Consider the following 26,298-nt stretch of genomic DNA (forward strand, 5'->3'; position numbering starts at 1 on the left):
CGCTCCCACTTATTTTACTATAAAAAGAATGCAGTGTATAGTTTTTGAAATACCTGTTTCTGATTCCTTAACATTCCCTTTACGGCTGTCTTATTTGTTGTAATTCACAATTGCGCCAAAATCCGGTTTTAAGGATGCGCCGCCTACCAGACCGCCATCGATGTCTGCCTGCGCAAACAGCTCCGGTGCGCTTGCTGCGGATACAGAGCCGCCATACTGGATGCGGATGGCTGCTGCGGTTGCCTCATCATAGATCTCGCTAATGCATGCGCGGATAGCTGCACATACTTCCTGTGCCTGTTCGGTGGTAGCCACTTTGCCGGTACCGATGGCCCAGATCGGCTCATAAGCAATGACTGCGGTCTTTGCCTGATCTGCGGTTACGTTTAAGAATGCAACCTTGATCTGCTGACGGATCCAGTCAATGGTGATGCCCTGCTCTCTCTGGGTCAGGCTCTCACCACAGCAGATGATCGGGGTGATACCGTGCTCAAATGCCTTGAGAACTTTCTTATTTACCGTCTCATTAGTCTCCGCGAAGTACTCTCTTCTCTCAGAATGGCCGATGATGACGTATTTTACGCCTGCATCTACTAACATGTTCGGGGAAATTTCGCCGGTATAAGCGCCTTTCTCCTCGAAGTACATATTCTCAGCACCAATCTGGATGTTGGTGCCCTTTGCTGCTTCCATAGCCGGGATGATGTCGATGGCCGGAACACAGAGCAGAACGTCAACTTCATCGTTCTGTACAAGTGGTTTTAAAGTATTGATCAGGGCAACTGCCTCGGAAGGGGTCATGTTCATCTTCCAGTTGCCTGCGATGATTTTTTTTCTGGACATAATATAGTATCCTCCTAATTCATTTGGTAGCTTTTCCTTGTGGAAACTTCCCCTTACTAAGCTCGTGCTGCGCTTTCAGCTTGCACTTGCCAAGTGCGGGGAAGTAAGTTCGTACTAAGTTTGTGCTTCGCCTGCGGCTCGCACGCACTAAGTACTTACTTATCGTCCGCTGCTGCTACGCCTGGGAGGGACTTGCCCTCTAAGAACTCCAGGGATGCGCCGCCGCCGGTGGAAATGTGGCTCATCTTGTCTGCGAAGCCGAGCTGGTTGACTGCTGCTGCGGAGTCACCGCCGCCGATGATGGTGGTGGCGTCGGTCTCTGCCAGTGCTTTGGCTACGGCAATGGTACCTGCTGCCAGGGTCGGGTTCTCGAATACGCCCATCGGTCCGTTCCATACAACGGTCTTGGCGCTCTTAACAGCCTCTGCGTACAGTTTTGCGGTCTCAGTGCCGATATCCAGGCCCATCATGTCTGCCGGGATCTGGTCCGCTGCTACGTTCTGAACCTCGATCGGTGCGTCGATCGGATCCGGGAAAGATGCTGCTACTGCTGCGTCTACCGGAAGCAGGAGCTTCTTGCCAAGCTTCTCAGCCTTCTCCAGCATCTCCTTGCAGTAATCTAACTTGGTATCGTCTACCAGGGATTTACCGATTTCTTTGCCCTCTGCCTTTAAGAAGGTGAATGCCATGCCGCCGCCGATGATCAGAGTGTCGCACTTCTCAAGCAGGTTGGAGATTACGTTTAATTTGTCTGCAACCTTTGCGCCGCCCAGAATTGCCACAAACGGTCTTACCGGGTTCTCGACAGCGTTGCCCAGGAAGTCAATTTCTTTCTGCATCAGGTAGCCAACTGCGTTGGTGCCGCCCTTTGCGGTGATAAATTTAGTTACGCCCTCAACGGAAGCGTGTGCTCTGTGGGAGGAGCCGAATGCATCACATACATAGTCATCTGCCAGATCAGCCAGCTCTTTGCTGAACTGCTCGCCGTTCTTGGTCTCTTCCGCGCCACGGAAACGGGTATTCTGAAGCAGGACAACGTCGCCCTCTTTCATAGCCTCAACAGCCTTGGTAGCTGCCTCGCCGGTTACGTTGTAATCCGATACGAATACAACATCCTTGCCCAGCTTCTCGGACAGGCGTACTGCAACCGGAGCCAGAGACTCGCCCTCGTTCGGGCCATTCTTTACTTTGCCCAGGTGGGAGCAGAGAATCACTTTTGCGCCCTCACCGATCAGCTTCTGGATGGTCGGCAGTGCAGCCACGATACGGGTCTCGTCGGTGATGACACCGTTCTTTAACGGTACGTTGAAATCACAGCGCACCAGAACTCTTTTTCCTTTTAAATTTTTCAGATCGTCAACACTTTTTTTGTTTAACATAGAGGTTGTCCCCTTTCTTTGTATACATTTGATTACAGCTGTACATAGAACGCTTTTTCTATGTACAGAAAAGGGCCCGGCCCACATGTGACCGGACCCTTATGGAGTCTTTTGTAAGTTTGTAACTTATGCCAGCTCTGCGAAGTACTTAATGGTGCGAACCATCTGGCTGGTGTAGGAGTTCTCGTTGTCGTACCATGAAACAACCTGAACCTCGTACAGATCATCTGCGATCTGAGCTACCATGGTCTGGGTTGCGTCGAACAGGGAACCGTATCTCATACCGATAACATCAGAAGAAACGATCGGATCCTCGTTGTAACCGAAGGACTCGCTTGCTGCTGCTTTCATAGCTGCGTTGATGTCTTCTTTGGTAACGCCTGCTTTCTTAACAACTGCGGTTAAGATGGTGGTGGAACCGGTCGGTACCGGAACACGCTGTGCGGAACCGATGAGCTTGCCGTTTAACTCCGGAATAACCAGACCGATTGCTTTTGCAGCACCGGTGGAGTTCGGAACGATGTTTGCAGCGCCTGCTCTTGCTCTTCTTAAATCACCTTTTCTGTGCGGGCCATCCAGAATCATCTGGTCGCCGGTGTAAGCGTGAATGGTGCTCATGATACCGGACTGGATCGGAGCGTAATCATTCAGAGCCTTTGCCATAGGTGCCAGGCAGTTGGTGGTGCAGGATGCTGCGGAAATGATGGTATCATCTGCAGTCAAGGTGTTCTCATTTACGCTGTAAACGATGGTCTTTAAGTCGTTGCCTGCCGGAGCGGAGATAACAACTTTCTTTGCGCCTGCGTCAATGTGAGCCTGTGCTTTCTCTTTGGAGGTGTAGAAACCAGTACACTCTAATACTACATCTACGCCAATCTCTCCCCACGGAAGGTCAGCAGCCTTAGCCTCTTTGTAGATGGTGATCTTCTTGCCGTCTACAGTGATGGAATCCTCGCCAGCCTCTACGGTGTGCTTGCCCTCACCGATATGACCTGCGTATCCGCCCTGTGCGGTATCGTATTTTAATAAGTGAGCTAACATCTTCGGATCGGTTAAATCGTTGATTGCTACTACCTCATAACCCTCTGCGCCAAACATCTGTCTGAAAGCCAGACGGCCGATACGACCAAAACCATTGATTGCTACTTTAACTGCCATGATTCATTCCTCCTAGATTGTTAAAAATATGATGATTGTTAAAAACTCATCAACCTTGCTCTTATTGTACCTAATAATGCACAAAATAGCAAGCCTTTTTTTGCCATATTGACAAAAACTATAGAATTATCGTCTTGTTTTTGTCAAAGAAGCCCCTCGGAGACCTGCTCCGAAGGGCTTTCTTTTGTGCTTTGTATACAGAATCCGAATGAATTGCGCAATTCTGCTCACGATTATGTCAGTTACTACATCTCGTCCTTGACATAGCCTGCCAGGTTGTAGGCATGGTCGGACACACGCTCCAGGTTGCTGATGATATCCAGGAATACCACACCCGCGGAGGCCTTGCACTCTCCTGCTGAAAGGCGCTCGATGTGTTTCTCGCGAAGCTCCTCTTCCTGGCTGTCGACATCATCCTCATACTGGCTGACCTTGCGCACTGCCTCCATATTGCCATTCTGTCTTGCGTCGATGGCATACTGGAAGGATTTTAACACGCTGTCGCTGATGGATTTTAAGTCATCCGCACCAGTCGTAGAGAACTGAAGTCCGTGCTCTACCATGTACTGGGCCTGTTCTGCCAGGTTTTCCGCATGGTCACCGATACGCTCAATATCGCTGACACTGTAAAACAGGTTGTTTACAACCTTCTTCTGTTTTTCCGTCAGGGAAAGGTTGTCTACCTTGATGAGATACTCGGTCAGCATCTTCTCCATATTATTGATGGTCTGCTCGGTCTTGAATACCGTTTCCACCTCGTCAGAGTTCACGGTCAGGACCGCATCAATGGCACGGACCACATTTTCGTAGGTGATCTGACCCATATGGACAACCTCAAGGGCTGCGGTCTCCACTGCGAATGCCGGAGACTCGAAGATACGCTCATCCAGATGTTTGAGGGTGGCAGCAGTTTCCGCATCCTCCACAACCGGCTCTTCCTCTGCTTTCTCCTTCACGACCATGCCGGAAATCTTAACCAGCACATCCGCGAACGGGAACAACAGCGTGGTCATCGTCAGGTTGAAGACCGTATGGAAAATGGAAATCTGCACCGCGTTGATATTGGACGCCGCAAACGCCGGACGCAGGCTAAAAAAGATGAAACCAATGGTTCCGAATACAACCGCGCCAATGACGTTGAAGGTCAGGTGCATGACAGCTGCGCGTTTTGCCGTGCGGGAGCCGCCCATACTGGAAAGCATGGCAGTCACGCAGGAACCGATATTCTGGCCCAGCGTAATGTAGATGGCTGCGTTGGTGGTTACGATTCCGTTCATGGCCAGGGTCTGCAGGATACCAACCGATGCAGAGGAACTCTGCAGCAGCGCGGTAACCAGCGCACCGATGATCATGCCAAGAAGCGGATTGCCGCCCAGCACCTCAAAGGCCTTCGCAAAAATCGGAGCATCCGTATAGGGATTGATGGAGCCGGACATAAAGTCCAGACCAATAAACAGCAGGCCAAGACCGATCATGATCTCGCCGACCGTCTTTTTCTTCTGACTCTTTGCAAACACCAGAAGCAGGGCTCCGATACCGATGATGGCCGGCGCATAAAAGCTTGGCTTCATGACCGCGAACGCGTCTCCCAGCTGGCTCATGGATACGATCCATGCTGTGATGGTGGTACCAATGTTGGCACCCATGATCACGCCCACTGCCTGGGACAGATTCAGCACACCTGCACTTACAAAACCGACTACCATAACCGTTGTCGCACCACTGGACTGGATGATCGCCGTGATCAGTGCGCCCAGTGCCACAGCCAGAAACCGGTTATTGGTGAGCATTCCAAGGAAACTGCTCATCTTGCTTCCCGCCGTCTTCTGCATACCATCCGCCATGATGTTCATGCCGTAAAGGAACATGCCGAGACCGCCCAGGAAACCAAACCCGTTTGAAATGTCGCTGATTGACATACTCTCCTCCTCGTCTCGCGTACTATTTTCTCTTTATTCTCTTCAGTCCGCAAACAAATTAATCATACCATACCGCTTCTAGCATTTTCAACAAAATTTAAAATTTAGGTAAATTTTGGGTAAAAAGTATGTAAAAATGCCTGCCGCAGGTACTGCGACAGGCATTCTCAACGAATTTTATTCAATTTCCGTTAACGATGTTACTGTTCACACGTTGCGCAAACAGCAGCTTAATGATCCGCTGCGTAAGCCGCGAGTGCGGCCAGAATGGCCTGGTTGCTATTCCAGACGTTGCCGAATTCGCTGGCCGGCATCGGGCAGGCGACACTGCCTACTTCAATGGTAAGGCTTGGGATCGGATTGTCTTTGGTCTGGACGTAGTCCTTAAATCCGCCTTTGCCGCTGCTGCCGTTGGTGCGGTAGCCAGAAATACCGGTTACCAGGTCTGCCAGCACCTTGGACTGTTCAGCTACCTTATTTCCTGCAAAATCCCAGTAGACCAGGTTTCCCATGCTGTGATAGCTGATGGTGAGGGACCAGTTTCTGGAGTTTGCAAGATTTGCAAGCGCCTGGCTCTCCGGCTCGGAGAGGGCGCTGGTTCCCTTGTAATTCGCGTAAGACGCATGAGACGGGCCGGTGGTAATGGAATCCCACAGGGCCGGGAAGTTCTGGTTTAAATCCACACCGCGGCCATTCGCCTTCCACAATGCCTGGTAGCGGTCAAAGCTCTGGGTGGTACGCCCGTCCGCCTGATCCTGCGCGTAGCACTGGCTGACTGTCTGGCGCAGCGAAGAGGAACGAAGGGCAGATACTCCAAACTGGCTGATGGTAATGCCGTCCGGGTTGAGCATCGGCACAATGTGGATGGCCACTCCGGAAAGAATATCCGAAAGGCTTCTTCCCTGATAACTTCCACTGTCATAAAAAGCCAGCAGATGCTCTGACTGCTTCATGACCAGAAGCGGTGTCATGTATTCCCGCGCGTGAATGCCCGCATGGATCAGAATGTGTTTTGAGGCGTTCTGGTTGCCGATGACGATCTCGTAAAGGCTGCGCCCGTCCAGGCTGTTCCCGATGGTATTCACCTGCATATGGCTGCCATACCGGGATTTCAGGCTGCTGATATCACGGCTCATCTGGTCGTAGCTGTATTTTTCCGTTACTTTGACGATGGGGTCGGTCAGCTGACCGGCAAACGAAAGATCCCCAGCTCCAATCACCGACGGAACTGCCACTCCGCCCGGTCCTGCCGCTGCGCCTGCTACCTGGCCACTGCCGACAGTGATGGTTCCGGAACCTACAGCCACCGCCGGACCTGTCTGGCCGCCGACCGTAACCGTACTGCCAGAGGAGGTGGTGCCGCCGGATGTCACGGTGCTGCTTCCAGCTGCAACTGTGCTGCTTCCGGCGGTGACCGTGCCGTTCCCTGCGGTACTGCTGCCGCCCGCCGTCACCGTGCCGGATGCTGCTGCGTTTCCTCCTACAGTCACGGTCTGGGAACCGCTGCTCTGTGCTCCTGACGCTGGCGCCGGTGCCGCAGTTTCTGCGGCCGTCACACCTGTCGTCCCATTTCCCGCCCCGGCGGTTTCGCCGGGTGCTGATGTAAGTCCTGCCGGATCGGTTCCATTTGCCACCGGTCCGTCTGCGTATGTCATAAAAGCACTACTGGCCACCATAAAGGCAGCCAGAGCACCTGTAAAATATCTTTTACAGTTCATAAATTAGTTTTCACTTTCCTTCTTTGCAAGGTCGCCCGGCTTCATGCTGAGGCTGATCTTGCCCATCTTGTCTACGTCAAGAACTTTTACGGTTACCATATCACCGATGTTGACAACATCTTCCACCTTCTCCACACGCTTGTCAGAGAGTCTGGAAATATGGATCATGCCATCTTTCTTCGGCTTCAGCTCTACGAATGCGCCGAACGGCATGATGCGGACAACCTTACCGGTGATAACCTGGCCCGGCTCGATATCAGTTACGATATTTTTGATGATGCTCTTTGCTTTCTCGATCATATCCTTGTCGGTACCGCAGATTGCCACGTTGCCTTCCTCGGAAATGTCGATCTTCACGCCGGTCTCCTCAATAATCTTGTTGATCACGCAGCCCTGCTTACCAACCACATCACCGATCTTCTGCGGGTCGATGCTGATCTGGTCGATCTTCGGAGCGTACTTGCCAACCTCTTTTCTCGGCTCAGAGATAGCCGGCTTCATGCAGGTATCCATGATGAAGAGTCTTGCCTCACGGCATCTTGCGATAGCGCCCTCAACGATCGGTCTGGTCAGGCCATGGATCTTGATATCCATCTGGATTGCGGTGATACCGTCGGTGGTACCGGTTACCTTAAAATCCATATCGCCGAAGAAATCCTCAAGGCCCTGGATATCGGTTAACAGAACGAAATCATCGTCGGAATCACCGGTAACCAGACCACAGGAAATACCTGCTACCATCTTCTTGATCGGCACGCCTGCTGCCATTAAGGACATGCAGGATGCACAGGTAGATGCCATAGAGGTAGAACCGTTGGACTCGAAGGTTTCGGATACGGTACGGATTGCGTACGGGAACTCTTCCTCGGACGGCAGTACCGGAATCAGGGCACGCTCTGCCAGTGCGCCATGACCAATCTCACGGCGTCCCGGTCCTCTGGACGGTTTGGTCTCACCTACGGAGTAGGACGGGAAGTTATAGTGATGCATGTAGCGCTTGGATACTTCGTTCTCATCCAGGCCGTCTAACTTCTGCTGCTCAGACAGCGGAGCCAGGGTGCAGACGTTGCAGATCTGAGTCTGTCCACGGGTAAACATAGCGGAACCATGTACACGCGGGATCAGATCAATCTCTGCTGCCAGCGGACGGATCTGGGTAATCTCACGGCCATCCGGTCTCTTGTGATCTTTTAAGATCATCTTGCGGACGGTCTTCTTCTGATACTGGTAAACAGCCTCACCAAGAACAGCCAGCCACTCCTCGTTGTCTGCAAATGCCTCTTCCAGCTTCTCGGTGATCTGGCGGATATTCTCTTCACGGGTCTGCTTGTCATCGGTAAAGACAGCTTCTTCCATCTGCTCCGGAGTTACGATTTCCTTAATGGCTGCGAACAGCTCCTCCGGAATTGCGCAGCTCTCGTAGCTGTGTTTTGCCTTGCCGCACTCTGCCACGATGGTGTCGATGAATTTGATGATCTCCTGGTTCACTTCGTGAGCCTTGTAGATAGCCTCGATCATCTTAGCTTCCGGAATCTCGTTTGCTCCGGCCTCGATCATGATGACCTTCTCACGGGTAGATGCTACGGTTAAGTTTAAGTCGCCCTGCTTCCACTGAGCCTGGGACGGGTTGATGATGAACTCGCCGTCGATCATGCCAATCTGGGTCATGGCACACGGACCGTCAAACGGGATATCGGAAATGCAGGTTGCGATAGCAGCGCCCAGCATAGCCACTAACTCCGGACGGCACTCCGGGTCTACGCTCATAACCATGTTGTTTAAGGTTACATCGTTGCGGTAATCCTTCGGGAACAGCGGACGCATCGGACGGTCGATGACACGGGAAGTCAGGATTGCGTTCTCAGATGCCTTGCCCTCTCTCTTGTTGAAGCCTCCAGGGATCTTTCCTACGGAGTATAATTTTTCTTCATATTCCACGCTTAACGGGAAGAAATCGATACCGTCTCTCGGTTTGTCAGATGCGGTAGCGGTAGATAATACGGTGGTGTCGCCATAGTGCATGAATGCTGCGCCGTTTGCCTGCTTTGCAACTCTGTTTACATCTACAGTCAGAGTTCTTCCGGCAAGTTCCATACTAAAACTTTTGTACATGGGTTGTCTCCTTTTCTCTTTCTATTTTGAATGCTATATATTCACAGAAGGCTCCGAAACTACTGCTCTGTACACAAAAATTTGTGTATACAGCAGCGGCTTCGGGATACGCCTTCCAGAAAATATCAAAAACCGAAAAAACAAAAGGGTGGAGATGACCTCTCCACCCTAACGTCCTAATTACTTTCTGATGCCTAACTTTTCAATCAGAGCACGATAGCCTTCCAGGTCGGTTTTCTTTAAGTAGTCAAGAAGACCACGTCTCTGACCTACCATCTTTAACAGACCACGTCTGGAATGATGATCCTTCTGATTGCTCTTTAAATGCTCAGTCAGCTCTGCAATTCTTGCAGTCAGGATTGCGATCTGAACCTCCGGTGAACCGGTATCTCCTGCTTTTCTGCCGTACTCAGCGATGATTGCTGCTTTCTTTTCCTTTGAAATCATGTTGATTTCCTCCTTAAAAATATTCTACTCACCGTAAACCAGGTCTGTGGTTGGAGTATCCAAAAGACTGGGTCCCGGCGTTAACTCATACCGGAATATAATAGCATATCCGTTTTTGCCTGTCAACTCATTTTTCGTGAACCTTATAAATAGCTCTGGTGCACCACAAATGCCAGAATGATGCCCAGCGCCGCGCCTGCGGCTACCTGAAGCGGTGTATGCCCCACAAATTCCTTTAACCGTTTCTGGATCTCCTGGTTGTCTAAATTGAACCAGTCCTGCTCCATGATCAGATTTAAGAGTTTCGCCTGTTTTCCGGTCTCCTGACGGACACCGATGGCATCGTACATAACCACCGCGGCCAGAATAAAGCTGATGGCAAACTGGAACGAATCCACCCCGTAGCACAGCGCGGAAGCGGTAGTCAGACCGCAGACCGTGGCAGAGTGGGAACTTGGCATGCCGCCGGAGCCCACAAGGCGTTCCGGCGTAAAGCTTTTGTTCAGTCCAAAATCAATCAGTGTCTTTAAAACCTGGGCAACGGTCCATCCCACAATTGCGCTGATCAGTACCTCATTGCTCAGAAATTTATCCCAAAATCCCATGTTGTAATCCTGCTTTCCGTGAACTGTAACTTTCTTTGCTACTATTCACGCGTCGCGCAAACAGCAGCAAACATCAATAACCGATCAGCCAGTCGTAGAGTTCCTGATACTTGGCTGCTGACTGCTGCCAGGAGAAATCCGCTGCCATAGCCCGGTCGATGATCTTGTTCCATTCACGCTTTTTGTCGTAATAAATATACTTTGCGTAACGGACGGTATCTAACATCTCGTGCGCGTTGTAATTGGAGAAGGAGAAGCCGGTTCCGCGGCTTTCGTACTCGTTGTAAGGTTCTACCGTATCTTTTAATCCTCCGGTTTCCCGCACGATCGGCACCGTGCCATAACGCAGTGCCATCAGCTGGCTTAAGCCGCACGGCTCAAAGAGAGACGGCATCAGAAGCGCGTCACAGCCTGCGTATATCTTGTGGGACATATCGTTGGAGTAATAGATCTGAGCGGATACCCGGTCATGATATTTCCAGTCATAGTGGCGGAACATGTTCTCGTATTTCTCATCTCCGGTTCCCAGAATCACAAACTGCATGTCATCACTGCAGAGTTCGTCCATGACGCACTGTACCAGATCCAGTCCCTTCTGGTCTGTCAGGCGGGAAACAATGCCCACCATGAATTTCTTTTCATCGACCGGAAGGCCAAGCTGTGCCTGCAGCTGTTTCTTATTCTTGCCTTTTTCCTTGCGGAAATTCCTGGCATTGTACGGCTGCGCGATAAGCTTGTCGGTTTCCGGATTGAACTCGTCATAATCAATGCCATTCACAATACCGCGCAGGTCGCCGGAACGGGCGCGCATGAGGCCGTCAAGGCCTTCGCCGTAGAACGGCATCTTGATCTCCTCTGCGTAAGTCTGGCTTACCGTGGTGATGGCATCCGCAAAGACAATGCCGCCCTTTAACATATTGCCGTCCTTGTAGGCCTCCAGCTTATCCGGCGTGAAGTAATAATCCGGAAGCATGGAAAAACGCTGGATGGTCTTTACATCCCAGACCCCCTGGAACTTTAAGTTATGAATGGTCATAACAGACTTCATGTTCGCGAAGAACTCCCCGCCGCGGAAGCGGTCCTTTAAGTATACCGGGATCAGGCCGGTCTGCCAGTCATGGCAGTGTACCACATCCGGTTTGAAGCCAATGACCGGAAGCGCAGACAATGCCGCGTTACAGAAGAAGGAAAACTTCTCCAGGTCATACAGCCAGTCTCCGTACGGCTTCGGACCACCGAAATAGGATTCATTGTCAATAAAGTAAAATGTGATCCCGTCGTAGATGTATTGCATGATTCCGACATAACGGCTCTGTCCCAGATAATCCATATAGAAATGATCGATATAAGTCATCTCATTGCGCCATTTTTCCGGAATGCACAGATATTTCGGTATCATGACCCTGACATCAAAATACTCCTTGTCAAAGCACTTTGGCAAAGAACCAACCACATCAGCAAGCCCTCCTGTCTTGATAAATGGAACTGCTTCTGATGCGACAAATAATATGTTCTTCATACGAACCCTCCTCTGCACGAGTCTGCCCCCTAGCTGACTGTCTTACTTACCAGTATACATGATTTGTGCCGTTTTAGGAAGTAAAATCTTTATGAAACTTTGATTTTGAAGCAGACCTTATGTCAGAGCGCGCGTTTGTAATCCAGGCGGATCTTATCTGTGATCAGTGCGATAAATTCAGAGTTGGTTGGTTTTCCCTTGCCGCTGTTCACTGTGTAGCCGAAAATCTCATCGATCATCTCAAGCTGCCCGCGGCTCCACGCCACCTCAATGGCATGGCGGATAGCCCGTTCCACACGGCTTGCGGTAGTGCCATGCTTCTTCGCGATGGCCGGATACAGAACCTTTGTGACAGAAACCAGCATCTCCTTTTCTTCCACGGAAATGGTAATGGCATCCCGCAGATACTGGTAGCCCTTGATATGAGCCGGGATCCCGATCTCATGGAGAAGCTGGGTCACATCGTCCTCCAGATTCTGATGTATGTAATCTCCTTTGTTCATATAAGTATCTGCAGGTTTTTCCCGAACGACAGATACCATTTTCGTGCGAAGCCGCTCCTGCGCCACAAGGCGGATTTTGTCGAGAAGCACTTCCCGGTCAAATGGTTTTAAGATATAGTAACTGGCGCCATTGCGGAATGCCGCTGATGCCACCGTTTCATTGCCTGCCGCGGTCACCATGATGACTGCCGGCATATCTTTGCCGCTGTTCGCCGCGCGTACCTTTTCCAGAACCGTAATGCCGTCCAGTTTCGGCATGATGACATCCAGAAGTACAATATCCGGCTTTTTATCCATGATCATCTGATAGGCGTCTTCTCCATTGTCTGCTTTTCCAACCACATGGAATCCATCTTCCTCTTCCAGAATGCTGCCAAGTAATTCCAGCATCAGCGGGTTATCTTCTGCAATCGCAATATTTAATTCAACCATGATCCATTCCTCCTGTTTCCAGATCCGGTACATTCCTGCAAATATGCCGGAGTGTTACATAAATCGTATTATACTAGCCGTCTTTGTCAGGCAGCAACCTGCTTTCCCCGCATCCTTCGACGTACCCCGCACAATTCGACACGACAGGCGGACCACCGTCTGTTCCGGCGGAATATGCTGTCCTGAACTGGCAAAGTGTGTCGTTTTTTTGCTGCCCGTCCGCGGCTGTCATCTTATATAACGAATGAAACATGGCAAATATAACGCCTTCCGGAAAATTTTTATTTTTTCAGCATATCTTCCACAAAAATTCCATATCCCCGGGTCGAATCCTGCACAAACACGTGGGTCACCGCGCCGACAAGCTTTCCGTTCTGAAGAATGGGACTGCCGCTCATGCCCTGCACAATGCCTCCGGTGAGCCGCAAAAGCCGCTCATCGGTCACCTGAAACACCAGACTTTTGTTTTCCCTGGTCGGACTGTAATCCACTCTCTGGATCTCAATCTCATAGTCACAGGCTTCCCCGGAAACATAGCTGCGGATCCAGGCCTTTCCCCGCTTTACATCCTGCCGGTGCCCCACCTCCACAGCCTGCTGCTTTACTCCGTCGCAAAACGCCTGGCCTGCTGTTCCGAAAATCCCGCAGTCCGTGTTTTGTGCCACACTTCCCAGCCTGGAGCCAGGGCCATAATAGATTACCCCCGCCATCACTCCGGGATTTCCGGCACTTCCCTTCTCGATTCCAAGGATTTCTGTCTCATACAGGGCCCCGTTTTCTATTTCCACCACACGCCCGGTATCCCCATCGCTGATACCATGTCCCAACGCTCCGAAGCTGCCATCCGGCTTTAAGTACGTCATAGTGCCGATTCCCTGGGTGTCATCCCGCACCCAGGCGCCAAGCTTCCGGCTTCCATCCTCCGTTTTCACCGTGTCCACGGAAAGCTCCAGTTCTTTTCCGGCCCGCCTCACCCGCAGCAGTGCCTCGCTCTCGCCCATGCGGTTTAAATTTGTGATCAGGGCTTCCTTGTCCGAGAGCGGCTTTCCATTGATTGCCTCAATATAATCGCCGGACTGCAAAATCCCGTAAGCCGGCTCTGCCTCACTTCCGTTTTCGTCCGTCACTTTGCCGGTTCCAATGACCATGACACCCCGGGATTTTAAATAGATTCCCACCGGCATCCCGCAGGGCACCGCGTAACAGGCATCCTCCACATCCACACTGATTTCCTTAAACGGAATGGTCCCGAACAGCTTCAGGCCCAGCCGGAAGTTTCCGCCCTTTCTGGCATACAGGGAAAACTCCTGGTCCGGCCGGATGCGGATCTCTTCCTGCGGAATGCCGGAGTCGCCCTTCAAAATCACCTCTTCACTTTCACTCAGCAGTGTCGTGTAAAGCGGAAGATCCAGGGAGAACGAGGTTTCCTCCCCCTCTGAAACACTGAAATGTTCCGGAATCTGATGCTCGGCATAGTACCAGCCATAGCCGGCCGTGAAGACCAGCCCGGCCCAGAATACCACGCTAAGGATCCGGTAAAAGTATTTTCCTGCCCTGCGTATCTTTCTCATCCCGCATTCCTCCTGTTCGTGAAAACGCCGCCTGACGCAGCCTGCGGCAGATTTGAGTAACGAAAAAGGAGCCTTTTGTAAGCTCCTTTCTAGTATGTGTGCGGAATAAAAAAATCACACTGTCAGTTTTTAGTTGTGAGTTTTTGTCTGCCGGGCCAGTTCTTTCATTTCTCTGGCATTCTGGATCACGGCATCTGTAATCTGCGCGCCGCCCAGCAGCCTTGCCAGCTCTGTAACCACATCGTCCTCTTTTAAACGGGTAATTCTGGTTTTCGTGCTGGATCCGTCCGTGGATTTTTTAATTTCAAAATGACAGTCGGCCATGGAAGCAATCTGCGGCAGATGGGTGATACAGATGACCTGATGGTTTCTGGAGATCACAGCCAGCTTTTCCGCCACCTTCTGGGCCGTGCGGCCGCTGATGCCGGTGTCAATCTCATCGAAGATCAGGGTCGGAATGTCATCACTGTCCGCCAATACGGTTTTAATTGCCAGCATGATGCGGGAAAGCTCACCACCGGATGCCACCTGGCCCAGAGAGCGCTCCGGCTCACCCGGGTTCGTAGAAATCACAAATTCCGCCTCATCAAATCCGGACGCCGTATAATGGGGCAGGCGCCGGAACTCCATGGAAAACCGGACATCCAGGAAATTCAAGTCAATCAGGCCGGTCCGGATTTTCTCCGTGAGCTTCTTTGCCTCTTCCTGACGCACCGCGGAAAGTTCCTGGCTCACCGCCTCCAGTTTTTCCTCTGCCTTTTTGTACTGATGTTCCAGCTGCATGCGGTATTCGTCGAAATGCTCCATCTGTTCCAGACGGTTTTTCTTTTCTTCCAGTGCTTTTTCAATCCGCTCCAGGCTTCCACCGTATTTTGCTTCCAGCCCCCGGATCAGATCCAGGCGTTCCTGTGCCTCCTGATAAGCCTGCTCATCAAAATCGAGCTGTCCCAGGTATTCTCCAATCGCATGATGCGCATCGGACAATACCGCTTCGGCATCGTAAAGCTGATCCTGAATGGACTTCAGTTCCGGGTCAAACTCTGCCACCTCGCTGACCTGATGCAGGGCATTGCCCACTGCTTCGGCGTCCACGGCGCGGTAAGCCGCGGAGAGATTGCCCATGATCCGCCTTGCGTTTCCATATTTTCTACAGCGGGCCGCCAGCGTTTCTTCCTCGTCCGCCTTTAACTGGGCGTTCTCGATCTCCTCAATCTCAAAACGCAGAAAATCTGCCTCTCTCCTGCGGCTTTCACTGTCTGTGACAAGCTGGTTTAACTGCTTCTCCAGACGGGTATACTCTGCATAGAGGGATGCGGTCTGGTCTTTTAGCTGCTGTGCCCGGGATTTGGCATAGGTATCCAGAATTTCCAGATGTTTTGAGGCATGGAGCAGAGACTGATGCTCATGCTGTCCGTGAATATCGATTAAAAGAGAAGTGACCTGTTTTAACCTGGCCGCGGTGACGGTTTCATCGTTGATGCGGCTTAAGCTGCGGGATGCCATGATCTTGCGGCTGATGATGAGGATGCCGTTCTCATCCGGCAGCACATCCAGCGCCCGCAGCGCTTCTTCCTTTTCCGGGTCCACCGAAAAGACCAGCTCCACGTAGGCGTATTCCGCGCCGTTTCGGATCATCTCTTTGGAAGCCTTCTGTCCCAGCGCCAGGTTGACCGAGCCGATCATGATGGATTTTCCCGCGCCGGTCTCACCGGTCAGAATGTTTAAGCCGTCCTCCAGTTCCACATCTGCCGCCTCGATCAGCGCCAGATTCTTTACATGCAGTTCCAAAAGCATTGCTGCACCTCCTTTTCGCCTATCGGGCAGCGATCATCTTTTTTATTTTATCCATCAGCAGAATGGTATCATCCACGCTGCGTACCGCGCACATGATGGTATCATCACCCGCAATGCAGCCCACGATCTCATGGAAATGAATCTCATCCAGTGCCGCAGCCACAGCCATAGCCATGCCGGACACCGTCTTGATCACAAGAATATTCTGTGCCATATCCATGGAGACATACCCATCTTTTAAAATGCGGATGTATTTGTCGCTGAATGCGGTCTGATTTTGCATGACCACATAGCGCTGGCGTCCGTTTTCCGACTGGATTTTTGTCAGCTTCAGTTCCCGGATATCCCGGGAAACCGTTGCCTGTGTGACCTTATAGCCCGCCTGCTTCAGACGTTCTGCCAGTTCCTCCTGGGTTTCAATCTCATATTTTCCTATCAGTTCCACAATTTTGCTGTGACGTTCCAGTTTCATCGGTTACCTCCGTTTTAAATACGGTCCATTTTCTGTCTGATATTTTCAAGGAATGATACATTTTTCAGCTGGATGAGGGTGGTATACTTTGGTGCCCTGCCAATTTCCAGCCGCTCACCGTAATGAAGCGGGAATACCTGATCCCCGTCAAACACCGCCGAGTAGGATTTGCCGCCGGACCACTTCACCAGGCGGATGCTGACGCGGTCCTCCGGGGAAAGCACAATGCTCCGCGCATTTAAGGAATGGGAGCAGATAGGCGTTAATACCATTAACTGCGCGCCCGGCGCCACAATCGGGCCGCCCGCAGATAAATTGTAGGCAGTGGAACCCGTCGGCGTGGCCGCAATGATGCCATCTGCCATATATTCGTTAAAGAACTCATCGTTTAAGTAAACCTGGAAATGCAGCATCTGCAGCACATCCTGTCTGGTCAGAACGATCTCATTTAAGGCAATTCCCTTTACCGTTTTCTGTGCGCCCACGACACTGCCCTCCAGCATCATGCGCTTTTCCAGAGTAAAGGAATCATTCAGAAGCGCGTCCAGTACCGGCTCCATGGATTCTTCCCGGGATACCTGGGTCAGATACCCCAGATGCCCCATATTGATGCCCATCATGGGAAGCTCCAGACCGATTAAGTCTCTGGAGGCCTGGATGAGGGTTCCGTCACCGCCCAGGGTGATGATGCACTCCGTATCCGCCGGAATCTGATCAGCCCGTGTATAACCCCGTGTATGCACGCAGGACGCCCCACGTCTCAAAAATTCTGTCTCAAGTTTTTCCGCCATATCCAGGGCCCCCGGTTTGGAGGGATTGGCGATCAGGTAAAAATGTTTCATATGATCTCCTGCTTTACTTATCCAGTTCTCCGTGCGCTGCGTCCACAATGGCTTTCGCGTCCACCTGATACTCCGGATAGGTCTGTCCGTCGGTATGATTCTGAAGATAGAGAAGGTACTCGATATTTCCCTCCGGTCCCTTGATCGGGGAATACTCCAGATTCAGAATCTCAAATCCAATGCTTACCGCAAATTCGATAACCTTCTCAATAACCTCCAGATGGGTGTTCTTCTCGCGCACCACACCCTTCTTGCCAACCTTCTCTCTTCCTGCCTCAAACTGCGGTTTGATCAGGCAGACAATCTGACCGTCGTCGGCTAACAGGGCCTTCACCGGTCCTAACACCTTGGTCAGAGAGATAAAGGAAACATCGATGGAGGAGAAGTTGATCTTGTCCGCGATGTCCTCCGGAGTCACGTAACGGATGTTGGTCTTTTCCATGCAAACCACCCGCGGGTCATTGCGAAGCTTCCAGTCTAACTGGCCATGCCCTACATCTACCGCGTATACCTTTACTGCGCCGTTCTGCAGCATGCAGTCGGTAAAGCCGCCGGTGGAGGAACCCACGTCCATACAGATCTTATCTTTTAATTCCACGCCAAAATGGGTCATGGCCTTTTCTAATTTCAGGCCGCCGCGGCTGACATACTTTAAGGTTGCGCCGCGCACCTCGATGTTGGCGGTCTCCTCAAACATGGAGCCTGCTTTGTCTTCCTTCTGTCCGTCTACATAAACGATTCCTGACATGATGATGGCCTTTGCCTTCTCTCTGGATGTGGCAAGACCCTTGTTCACGATCAGGATATCCAGTCTTTCCTTCATTTGCTTTCCTCTTTCTCTTCTATGATTCCATTCCTGGCTGTTTCCTCTGTATTTTTCTGTCCGGCACTCATCATGGCATCCTCAGAGCATTCGCTCTTTGTGCTTTCCACCGCTTTCATGACATCCTCCAGCGGCGCCCAGGCTTTTCTCATGGTGCGGATCACGGAATCGCTGTCGATTCCAAGTTCCTCACGCAGCACCGATACATTGCCATGCTCCACGTAGGCATCTGGCAGCGCAATCGTCAGTACCTGCACCTTCGGATAATGCTCCTGCACGTAAGCCTTTATCTGCAGGCCATATCCTCCCTGAAGCACGTTTTCTTCCAGAACCACCAGAAGCTCATGGTTCTCTGCCAGACGATCCGCCAGTTCATAATCCACCGGCTTGATAAACCGGCCATTCGCCAGCGTACAGGTAAAGCCTGCGGCCTTCAATTTTTCCCGCACATGCTCTGCGGTGCTCACCATGCTTCCCACCGCCAGCAGAGCAATGCGGCTGCCCTCGTAAAGGAGTTCGCCCTTTCCGTACTCAATGGACGCGTCAAATTCTTTTAAGCCCCGGTATGCCTGTCCCCGCGGATAGCGGATGGCAATGGGACCGTCATAATGACATACCGCAAATTCCAGTTCCTGCCGCAGCTCCCATAAGTTTTTCGGAGCCATAATGCTCATATTCGGGATACAGCTCAAATAGGACAGGTCAAAGATACCCTGATGCGTCTCCCCGTCACTTCCTACCAGTCCTGCCCTGTCTAACGCAAAGACCACCGGCAGATTCTGGATGCAGACATCATGGAGTACCTGGTCAAATCCTCTCTGTAAAAAAGAGGAATAGACTGCTACCACCGGTTTTAAACCGGCTGCTGCCATGCCTGCCGCAGAGGTTACCGCGTGCTGCTCCGCAATGCCCACATCAAAGAAGCGGTCCGGGTAGCGTTTTGCAAATGCTTTTAATCCGGTTCCGTCCGGCATCGCCGCTGTAACGGCCACCAGGCGTTTTTCCGTCTCTGCCAGCTGGCAGATTTCCTTAGAAAATACATCCGTATAGGTCGGATATACCTTTTCCTTTAAGGACTTTCCGGTTGCGATATCGAACGGGTCAATACCGTGGAACCGGGACGGATTCTTCTCCGCCGGGGCGTAGCCCTTTCCCTTCTTGGTCAGCACATGCACCAGTACTGCGTGATCCATCCTGCGCGCCTCTTTGAAGGTCTTAACCATAGCTTTGATGTCGTGGCCGTCCACCGGGCCAAGGTACGTTACGCCCATATTTTCAAAGAGCATGCCCGGAATCACCAGCTGCTTGATGCTGTCCTTGGTGCGGCTGATTTTCTCTACCAGCCCGGCCCCTACCACCGGAATTTTAAGCAAGGTTTCCGATACCTGGCGTTTAAGTTCGTTGTAGCCCACGCCAGAACGCAGGCCACTTAAATATTTGGACATGCCCCCTACATTTTCCGAGATGGACATGTTGTTATCGTTCAGTACAATAATAAAATTCTTTTTCAGATGCGCCGCGTTGTTCAGTGCCTCATAGGCCATGCCACCGGTCAGGGCGCCATCTCCGATGACAGAAATAACCGCGTAATCCTCCCCTAACAGATCCCGGCCCTGGGCAATGCCAAGTCCGGCCGAAATAGATGTCGAGCTGTGTCCGGTATCAAAGGAATCGTATGGGCTCTCCTTGCGTTTTGGGAAACCGCTCATGCCGCCGTACTGCCGCAGCTCGTCAAACATCTCCCGGCGTCCGCTTAAGATCTTGTGGGTATAGGACTGATGCCCCACATCCCAGATGACCTTGTCTTTTGGCAGGTCAAAGGCCAGGTACAGGGCAATGGTCAGTTCCACAACACCCAGGTTGGAAGCCAGATGGCCGCCGGTCACACTGATCTTCTCGATCAGGAACTGACGGATTTCGGCTGCCAGGGTCTTTAATTCCTCCTGGCTTAAATTTTTCACGTCCCACGGACCTTCTATGTGTTCCAGAATCATGGTTTTTACAACTCCCGTAACTTCTCCTATTTTTTCCGTTCTACCAGCATGGTGATCAGATTCTCCAGGAATGGATTTTCTCCCGGAAGTTCTTTTAACAGGCTGACCGCACGGGCAGAGATTTCTGCCACGTCAGCCCTGGCCTGATCCAGCCCCACCAGTGTCACGTAGGTTGTCTTCTGATTTTTCTCATCGCTTAAGACCGGCTTGCCAAGTTCTTCGCTGGTGCTGGTCACATCCAGAATATCATCCTGGATCTGGAATGCCAGCCCCACCGCGGAAGCAATTTCTTCCACACGCTTCCCTTCTTCCTCTGACGCGCCGCCGAGAATGGCTCCGATCATCATGGAGGCCTCTAAGAGCGCCCCGGTCTTTAACCGGTAGATGAAATCCAGCTTTTCCTGCGGGATTGGTTTTCCGGTCAGTTCCACATCTACCACCTGGCCGCCGATCATGCCGTAAATACCGGTCTTCTCCGCCAGCACCTGAATGGCCTTTGCCGCCCGGTCCGGGTATGCCGTCATGGAAAATGCTTTCGATGCCGTCTCGAACGCATAGATCATCAGGGCGTCCCCCGCCAGCACTGCCATGTCGTAGCCAAATTTCTTCCAGGTGGTAGGAAGGCCGCGGCGGAGCTCATCGTTATCCATACAGGGAAGGTCATCGTGGATCAGGGAGGATGTGTGAATCATCTCCATGGCTGCCATGAAGGGCTCCACGGCCTTTTCCGTGCCGCCAAACAGATGGTACGTCTCTTCCATGAGCATGGGGCGCAGGCGCTTTCCGCCGGCCCGCACACTATAGTTCATAGCCTCAAAAATGGTTTTCTGATGTCCTTCTTCTTTCGGAAGGTAGCTTTCTACAACCGCTTCTACCTCACCGGTCCGTTTCTTCAGTTCTTCACGCATCTCCATCTTCCTCTGCACCTCCCTGCAGGATGATCATCTGCTTTTCTACTTTATCGATCTTGTCATTGCAGGCCTTTACCAGCTTTATGCCTGCCTCATAGCAGGCAAAAGATTCCTCTAGTGTGGTGTCCGGAGACTCCAGCTTTTCCAGAAGTTCATCCAGCTCCGCAAAGGTCTGCTCTATTGATTTTTCCATATCTGCTCCTTTTTACCGCATGCCGCCTGCTCTGTCTCAATCATTACTTTCTGTCCTGTTATCCGGCGTTTTCTGATACGGTATCGTTTCGGTTACCTGTGCCAGAATCTTTCCATCGGAAATGCGCAGGGTGATCTCTTCTCCCGGCGCTGTCTGAGCGACACTGGAAAGCCGTTTTCCCTCCGCGTCCGTCACAAATCCATATCCATTGCTGATCTTCGCGAGCGGCGATAATCCGTGCAGGCGTCCGCCAAGCAGTGCCAGACGGTGCCGCGCGCCGGTCATCTTCTGCTCCATGGCCCGCTTCATGGCATCTTCCGTGTCCGTAAGGCGCTGCCTCTGCTCCCGCAGCTTCCGCTCCGGATCGTGCAGCTGCAGGCGCAGGCGGTACTGCTCTGCCCGGTAACGGGCAAGTTCTGTCTTCCGCTCCATAGCCTGATTGAGCGCCGCCTGATAAGAAAGCCGCACTGTCTCAAACTGGCGGTAATCGAATACGGCCAGTTCTGCCGCCGCAGACGGGGTTGGTGCCCGCAAGTCTGCCACATAGTCCGCAATGGTCACGTCCGTCTCATGGCCTACCGCGGAGATGACCGGAGTCGCGCAGTCAAAGATGGCCCGCGCCACAACCTCTTCGTTAAACGCCCATAAGTCCTCAATGGAACCGCCTCCGCGCCCTACGATCAGCACATCCAGACCCATACGGTCCAGCGTACGGATTCCGGCTGCAATGGAAGCAGCGGCTCCCGCCCCCTGCACCAGAGCAGGATATAAGACAAGCTGGACATAGGGATTTCTGCGGTTCGTGATATTCATGATATCCCGGATGGCCGCACCGGTAGAGGCCGTCACCACACCCACCGTCTTCGCGTACCGGGGAATGGGCTGCTTATACTCTGGCGCGAACATACCCATCTCTTCCAGTTCATCACGAAGCTTTAAGAAGCGCTGGTATAAGTCCCCGCGGCCCTCCTGTTCAATCTTTCTGGCATACAGCTGGTATTTTCCGTCGCGCTCGTAGACATCGACCGAGCCGGTCACCACCACCTGCTGTCCTTCCTGTAACTGAAAAGAGAGACCTTTCCTCTGGCCGGCAAACATGACTGCCGCCAGAGTTCCGGTCCCGTCCTTCAGCGTAAAGTAAATATGTCCTGATGTATGGTACTTACAGTTTGAGACCTCGCCCCGCACCGTAATCCGGCTGAGGGCAAAGTCCTGGGCAAACATATTTTTAATGTAGGAATTCACCTGGGAAACAGAATAAATGCTGGCCATATTACTCCTCGGTCACAAGCTTCGCCAGCACACCGTTGATGAAAGCCGGTGAATCCTTTCCGCCAAATTTCTTCGCAAGGTTTACCGCCTCGTTGATGGCAACCTTGGAAGGCACCTCACTGTCGTACTGCATCTCATAAACAGCCTGACGCAGGATGGTAAGCTCTACCTTTCCCATGCGGCTGGTCTTCCATCCCTGGGCTACCTCATCGATGCGGGCATCCAGTTCCGGGATCTTTCCGGCAATTCCTTCCACACGGTCGGTTAAGAAGGTTCGGTCAACCTCTTTCATCTCCACATTGTGGACAACTTCCTCTGTTCCGTTTTCTGCTACGTCGTCCTCCTGCGGAGCGTCAAAATACTGCTCCACCTGAGCCTTTATCTCCTCTGTCGGATAAAACTCTACTCCGAACAGGATCTTAAAACAATGCTCACGCATCTCTCTTCTGGTCATCTGTCTTTCTTCCTCCTGATGTAACTGTTCAGTGCCTGCCGCACAGTTATTCAATCTTACGCATTATCATAGCATACTTTTTTCAGTTTCACAAGTGGAGCCGCTTTCACAGGGTATAAAAGTTGCCGCATCAGACACACTAGAGAGTATCTTATGCGGCAAAGGTTTTATTTTCTTACGAAAGGAGTCTTGTTTATGTTTGGATTTCTGATTGCCCTTTTGTCCGGCGCCCTTATGAGCATCCAGGGGGTCTTAAATACCGGGCTGACCCGCCAGACCGGCATCTGGCTTTCTGCCGGCTGGGTTCAGCTCACTGCTTTTTTCACCTGCGTGGTTCTCTGGCTGTTTTCCGAACGGACGCCGGTTTCTTCTCTGCTCACCGTGCGGCCCTGGTATATGGCCATTGGCGGAGTGCTTGGTGCTTTCATCACCTGGACGGTCATCCGAAGTATGGACGGGCTCGGTCCGGCGAAGGCCACACTCTTTATTGTGGTAACCCAGATTATTGTGGCCTACACCATTGAACTGTTCGGATGGTTCGGCGTGGAGAAAGCGCCTTTTGAATGGCGAAAAGTCATTGGCGCACTCATTGCAATCGGAGGAATCGTGCTGTTTCACAGCTGAACAGGCCGGATCATGTTCCCGCGTAACTGTTCAGTACCCTCACAGTTACGTTCCCGCACTGAATTTCATCATGCTGACAGATGATCCGGCAAAAGCTTCTCCTACCGCGGCAGATTTGTCCTGCCCTCCCGGTCCAGCATACGCAGAATAAAATCCACGGAACCGTCAATTCCGTAGGCTGCGCTGTTTAAGCACAGATCATAGTTGGAGGCATTGCCCCATTTTCTTCCGGTAAAGAAATGGTAATAGTCCTGATGATCCCGGTCCAGCTTTTTTAACAGATGCTTTGCCTTTTTCGCGCTTAAGCCCGGATGAAGCTCCATGGCACGGCGCAGGCGCCGCTCAAAGGGAGCTGTGATGAAAATGCTGATGTGCGGAATGTGATTGTTCGTCAGGATCACATCGGCGCAGCGACCCATCACAATGAAGTCCTCATGTTTTGCCATGTCGCAGATCAGATCACTCTGGTTGAAAAAGATGGCGTCGCGCTTACTTAAGCCATGGTAACGGCTGAACTCCGAAGCCCAGGTTTTTAAGGTCATCTTCTGGGTTTTCGCGAAAGCAGCCTCCTGATTTGCCTTATCCATTTCTTTTCCCGGATAACTGCTCAGATCCTTTACATGATCCTTTTCCGCCTCCAGGCGTTTTAACACCGCGGAGAAGATTTCCGCGTCGTAGTAGTTGATCCGCAGGCGGTCTGCCAGGGTAAAGCCAATCTCATTGCCGCCGCAGCCGTAGGTACGGCTGATGCAGATGATCAGATGGTCCTTGCCGGAGAAACGGTTTTCCAGGTTTAAGGCATTTAAGCTGGCCATCTTCTGATCCAACACATCACCATCGCCAAAGCTGGTAGGCAGTGCCAGCACCTCATGCAGGATACTGGTGTACTCCCGCATGACCATGGAGCGGCTTTCCTTATCCGGAATGGTCCGTGCCATGTTGCTGATCAGCGCCAGCTCGCTTCGGAGCTGATGGCCGCTGTCCCGCTGCATCATCAGATTCACAATCTCCGTCACGCAGCGTTCCCGGTCGCGGTTGAACACGCGGCCCAGAGAGGATCCCAGACGGGTATAAACTTCCGCATCCAGATCATAGATGCGCTCCGCAAGCTCGCGGAGACTTTCCTGTGTATATTCCATAGTCTGTTTCCCTCCTTATAAAAAGAATACCAGCATGTCCAGTAAAAATACCGGAATCAGAAATGTGACAGACCAGAGCAGGTAGCCGAAAAATGAAGGCATCCGGATACCATTCTCGTCGGAAATGGATTTGACCATAAAGTTCGGCGCATTGCCGATGTAAGTGTTCGCTCCCATAAATACCGCGCCGCATGAGATAGCCTCCAGCATGGCAACCGGAACCGTTCCGAGAATCGTCGGCATGCCCTCGGTAAAGCCCAGCGCTCCGGCCGTGGTCAGAAATACCAGGTAGGTCGGTGTATTATCCAGGAAGCTGGACAGGCATCCCGTTGCCCAGAACATCTCAAAGGGCTTGTTTAAGCCGAGGCTTGCGCCGTTTGCCTTTAAGATCATAAGGGCCGGCTGCATGGTAATGAAGATACCGACAAAGAGTACGGCAACCTCATGAATGGCGCCCCAGGTAAAGTGGTTCTTCCGGCGGATTTCTGCATTTGTGGTTTTAAAGGACAGAAACGCTGCCGCAAGAATGATCACCACCTCAATCAGAGCCGGGTAGGTTAAGGTTACCTCTCCAAACAGATGGATACCGCGGACTGCACCCTCTGCATCCTGAAATGCTGCCATACCCGGTAATGTTCCGCTTAAAATCACGGCAGCCACGATCATAGCCAGAAAGATCAGGTTGTGAAGTCCCAGAATATGGACCTCCGTACCCGGCTTGCTGATATCCGGTTTTAAGCCTTCCGCAATGTCTTTCCGGTAAGCCCTGCGGTCCAGAAAATAAAATACCGTCAGTAAAATCACCACATTAAACAGAAGAACCGGTAACAGATGAAGGCTCCAGAAAAACGGAACACCACGCATAAAGCCCATTAAAAGCGGCGGATCGCCAATCGGCGTTAAGCAGCCTCCGATATTGGAAATCAGGAAAATGAAGAAGACCATAATGTGGCTTCTCCGCTTTCTCCAGGCATTCATCTTAATGATGGGACGCACCATCAGCATGCTGGCACCGGTGGTGCCGATCCAGCTCGAGAGCATGGTGCCGATCAGAAGAAGTCCCACATTGATGCGTGGGGAACCCGCCAGATCCCCCTCCAGGGTAATGTTACCTGAAACACAAAAAAGACCGAACAGCAAAATGATAAATGTCAGATAATCATCTACGATACATTCCAACACCTTCTCAAACGCCTGCCCGGGGCCATACACAAACGCAAAGGGCAGCACAAACAGCAGCGACCAGAATACGACCGCATGGGGCTGGTGTGCCTCCCACCACTCTGCTTTTACCAGCGGCAGCACCGCGATACAGAGCAGAAGTCCCGCAAATGGAATACAAAATGCAAGATTCATCATCATTCCCTCCTTGTCTCCCTGTTTAGTCTTGAACAGTCAAATTGTTCTTCCTCGGAAACAACCATGGATTATAGCACCTTTCTTCTGAAAATGTAACCATCGATATTTTATTGTCACACTTTTTTACAACATTTTAACGCATTGGCCCTCCCAATTCACAGCCAGATGCCAAAGATGAAAAAGCATCCGGCTTGCCGGATTCTCGCGCCGAGGCG

22 protein-coding genes and 1 pseudogene are annotated in these 26,298 nt (G+C 51.8%); 1 reads left to right on the forward strand and 22 read right to left on the reverse strand.

From position 1 onward, the window contains the following. Positions 1-90: 90 nt before the first annotated feature. The 20 genes and pseudogenes from tpiA to nusB form a co-directional block, all read right to left on the reverse strand. On the reverse strand, positions 91-843 hold the full coding sequence (gene tpiA / locus WMO41_RS00230; protein WP_177291386.1) for a triose-phosphate isomerase: 753 nt from the start codon (positions 841-843) through the stop codon (positions 91-93). Positions 844-998: 155 nt separating this feature from the next. After that, on the reverse strand, positions 999-2,222 hold the full coding sequence (locus WMO41_RS00235) for a phosphoglycerate kinase (protein ID WP_177291387.1): 1,224 nt from the start codon (positions 2,220-2,222) through the stop codon (positions 999-1,001). A 126-nt stretch (positions 2,223-2,348) separates the two neighbouring features. Then, complete coding sequence (gap, locus tag WMO41_RS00240) at positions 2,349-3,380, reverse strand: type I glyceraldehyde-3-phosphate dehydrogenase (RefSeq protein WP_118733521.1); 1,032 nt, start codon at positions 3,378-3,380, stop codon at positions 2,349-2,351. Between the two features lie 245 nt (positions 3,381-3,625). Beyond that, positions 3,626-5,299 (reverse strand): Na/Pi cotransporter family protein, encoded by a 1,674-nt coding sequence (locus WMO41_RS00245; protein ID WP_349228085.1) that lies wholly within the window; start codon positions 5,297-5,299, stop codon positions 3,626-3,628. Positions 5,300-5,529: 230 nt separating this feature from the next. Beyond that, on the reverse strand, positions 5,530-7,017 hold the full coding sequence (locus WMO41_RS00250; RefSeq protein WP_349228086.1) for a M14 family zinc carboxypeptidase: 1,488 nt from the start codon (positions 7,015-7,017) through the stop codon (positions 5,530-5,532). Positions 7,018-7,020: 3 nt separating this feature from the next. Beyond that, a complete protein-coding gene (locus WMO41_RS00255) occupies positions 7,021-9,129 on the reverse strand; it encodes a polyribonucleotide nucleotidyltransferase (protein ID WP_349228087.1) in 2,109 nt (702 codons plus the stop codon). Positions 9,130-9,309: 180 nt separating this feature from the next. Continuing rightward, positions 9,310-9,576, reverse strand: coding sequence for a 30S ribosomal protein S15 (gene rpsO / locus WMO41_RS00260; RefSeq protein ID WP_118530908.1), 267 nt, complete (start codon positions 9,574-9,576; stop codon positions 9,310-9,312). Between the two features lie 143 nt (positions 9,577-9,719). Continuing rightward, entirely contained in the window at positions 9,720-10,181 is a 462-nt protein-coding gene (locus WMO41_RS00265) for a divergent PAP2 family protein (protein ID WP_349228088.1), read from the reverse strand. 73 nt (positions 10,182-10,254) lie between these two features. Continuing rightward, the gene (glgA, locus tag WMO41_RS00270) at positions 10,255-11,700 is read right to left on the reverse strand and encodes a glycogen synthase GlgA (protein WP_177292512.1); all 1,446 of its coding nucleotides are present in this window, start codon (positions 11,698-11,700) and stop codon (positions 10,255-10,257) included. Between the two features lie 122 nt (positions 11,701-11,822). Next, the gene (gene spo0A, locus WMO41_RS00275; RefSeq protein WP_349228089.1) at positions 11,823-12,635 is read right to left on the reverse strand and encodes a sporulation transcription factor Spo0A; all 813 of its coding nucleotides are present in this window, start codon (positions 12,633-12,635) and stop codon (positions 11,823-11,825) included. Positions 12,636-12,916: 281 nt separating this feature from the next. Further along, complete coding sequence (spoIVB, locus tag WMO41_RS00280) at positions 12,917-14,206, reverse strand: SpoIVB peptidase (protein WP_349228090.1); 1,290 nt, start codon at positions 14,204-14,206, stop codon at positions 12,917-12,919. A 129-nt stretch (positions 14,207-14,335) separates the two neighbouring features. Then, positions 14,336-16,000, reverse strand: a complete 1,665-nt coding sequence (recN, locus tag WMO41_RS00285) for a DNA repair protein RecN (protein ID WP_349228091.1) — start codon at positions 15,998-16,000, stop codon at positions 14,336-14,338. 19 nt (positions 16,001-16,019) lie between these two features. Beyond that, positions 16,020-16,472: an arginine repressor gene (gene argR, locus WMO41_RS00290; protein WP_349228092.1), complete on the reverse strand. Its 453-nt coding sequence runs from the start codon at positions 16,470-16,472 to the stop codon at positions 16,020-16,022. Between the two features lie 14 nt (positions 16,473-16,486). After that, positions 16,487-17,314, reverse strand: a complete 828-nt coding sequence (locus tag WMO41_RS00295; protein ID WP_349228093.1) for an NAD(+)/NADH kinase — start codon at positions 17,312-17,314, stop codon at positions 16,487-16,489. 13 nt (positions 17,315-17,327) lie between these two features. After that, positions 17,328-18,137, reverse strand: coding sequence for a TlyA family RNA methyltransferase (locus WMO41_RS00300; RefSeq protein ID WP_349228094.1), 810 nt, complete (start codon positions 18,135-18,137; stop codon positions 17,328-17,330). Between the two features lie 146 nt (positions 18,138-18,283). After that, positions 18,284-20,131: pseudogene (gene dxs, locus WMO41_RS00305) on the reverse strand (1-deoxy-D-xylulose-5-phosphate synthase); the annotation flags it as partial. 26 nt (positions 20,132-20,157) lie between these two features. Further along, a complete protein-coding gene (locus tag WMO41_RS00310) occupies positions 20,158-21,045 on the reverse strand; it encodes a farnesyl diphosphate synthase (protein WP_177291622.1) in 888 nt (295 codons plus the stop codon). Then, entirely contained in the window at positions 21,032-21,235 is a 204-nt protein-coding gene (gene xseB / locus WMO41_RS00315) for an exodeoxyribonuclease VII small subunit (RefSeq protein ID WP_177291623.1), read from the reverse strand. The genes WMO41_RS00310 and xseB overlap by 14 nt, the downstream gene beginning before the upstream one ends. 36 nt (positions 21,236-21,271) lie before the next feature. Continuing rightward, positions 21,272-22,507 carry an exodeoxyribonuclease VII large subunit gene (xseA, locus tag WMO41_RS00320; RefSeq protein ID WP_349228096.1) on the reverse strand — a complete coding sequence of 412 codons (1,236 nt, stop codon included), beginning with the start codon at positions 22,505-22,507 and terminating at the stop codon, positions 21,272-21,274. Between the two features lies 1 nt (position 22,508). After that, positions 22,509-22,961: a transcription antitermination factor NusB gene (nusB, locus tag WMO41_RS00325; RefSeq protein ID WP_349228097.1), complete on the reverse strand. Its 453-nt coding sequence runs from the start codon at positions 22,959-22,961 to the stop codon at positions 22,509-22,511. A gap of 195 nt (positions 22,962-23,156) precedes the next feature. On the opposite strand from nusB, the gene WMO41_RS00330 reads away from it, so the two are divergent. Continuing rightward, positions 23,157-23,585, forward strand: coding sequence for a DMT family transporter (locus WMO41_RS00330; RefSeq protein WP_177291626.1), 429 nt, complete (start codon positions 23,157-23,159; stop codon positions 23,583-23,585). 101 nt (positions 23,586-23,686) lie between these two features. Here the strand turns inward: WMO41_RS00330 and WMO41_RS00335 are convergent, their stop codons facing one another. Both WMO41_RS00335 and WMO41_RS00340 read right to left on the reverse strand, forming a co-directional pair. Further along, the gene (locus tag WMO41_RS00335; RefSeq protein WP_349228098.1) at positions 23,687-24,724 is read right to left on the reverse strand and encodes a cytidylate kinase-like family protein; all 1,038 of its coding nucleotides are present in this window, start codon (positions 24,722-24,724) and stop codon (positions 23,687-23,689) included. A gap of 15 nt (positions 24,725-24,739) precedes the next feature. Continuing rightward, positions 24,740-26,086 carry a sodium:proton antiporter gene (locus tag WMO41_RS00340; protein WP_349228099.1) on the reverse strand — a complete coding sequence of 449 codons (1,347 nt, stop codon included), beginning with the start codon at positions 26,084-26,086 and terminating at the stop codon, positions 24,740-24,742. Positions 26,087-26,298 lie beyond the last annotated feature (212 nt).

The sequence above is a fragment of the Ventrimonas faecis genome (genome assembly GCF_040096075.1).
Lineage (GTDB): Bacteria > Bacillota > Clostridia > Lachnospirales > Lachnospiraceae > Brotaphodocola > Brotaphodocola faecis.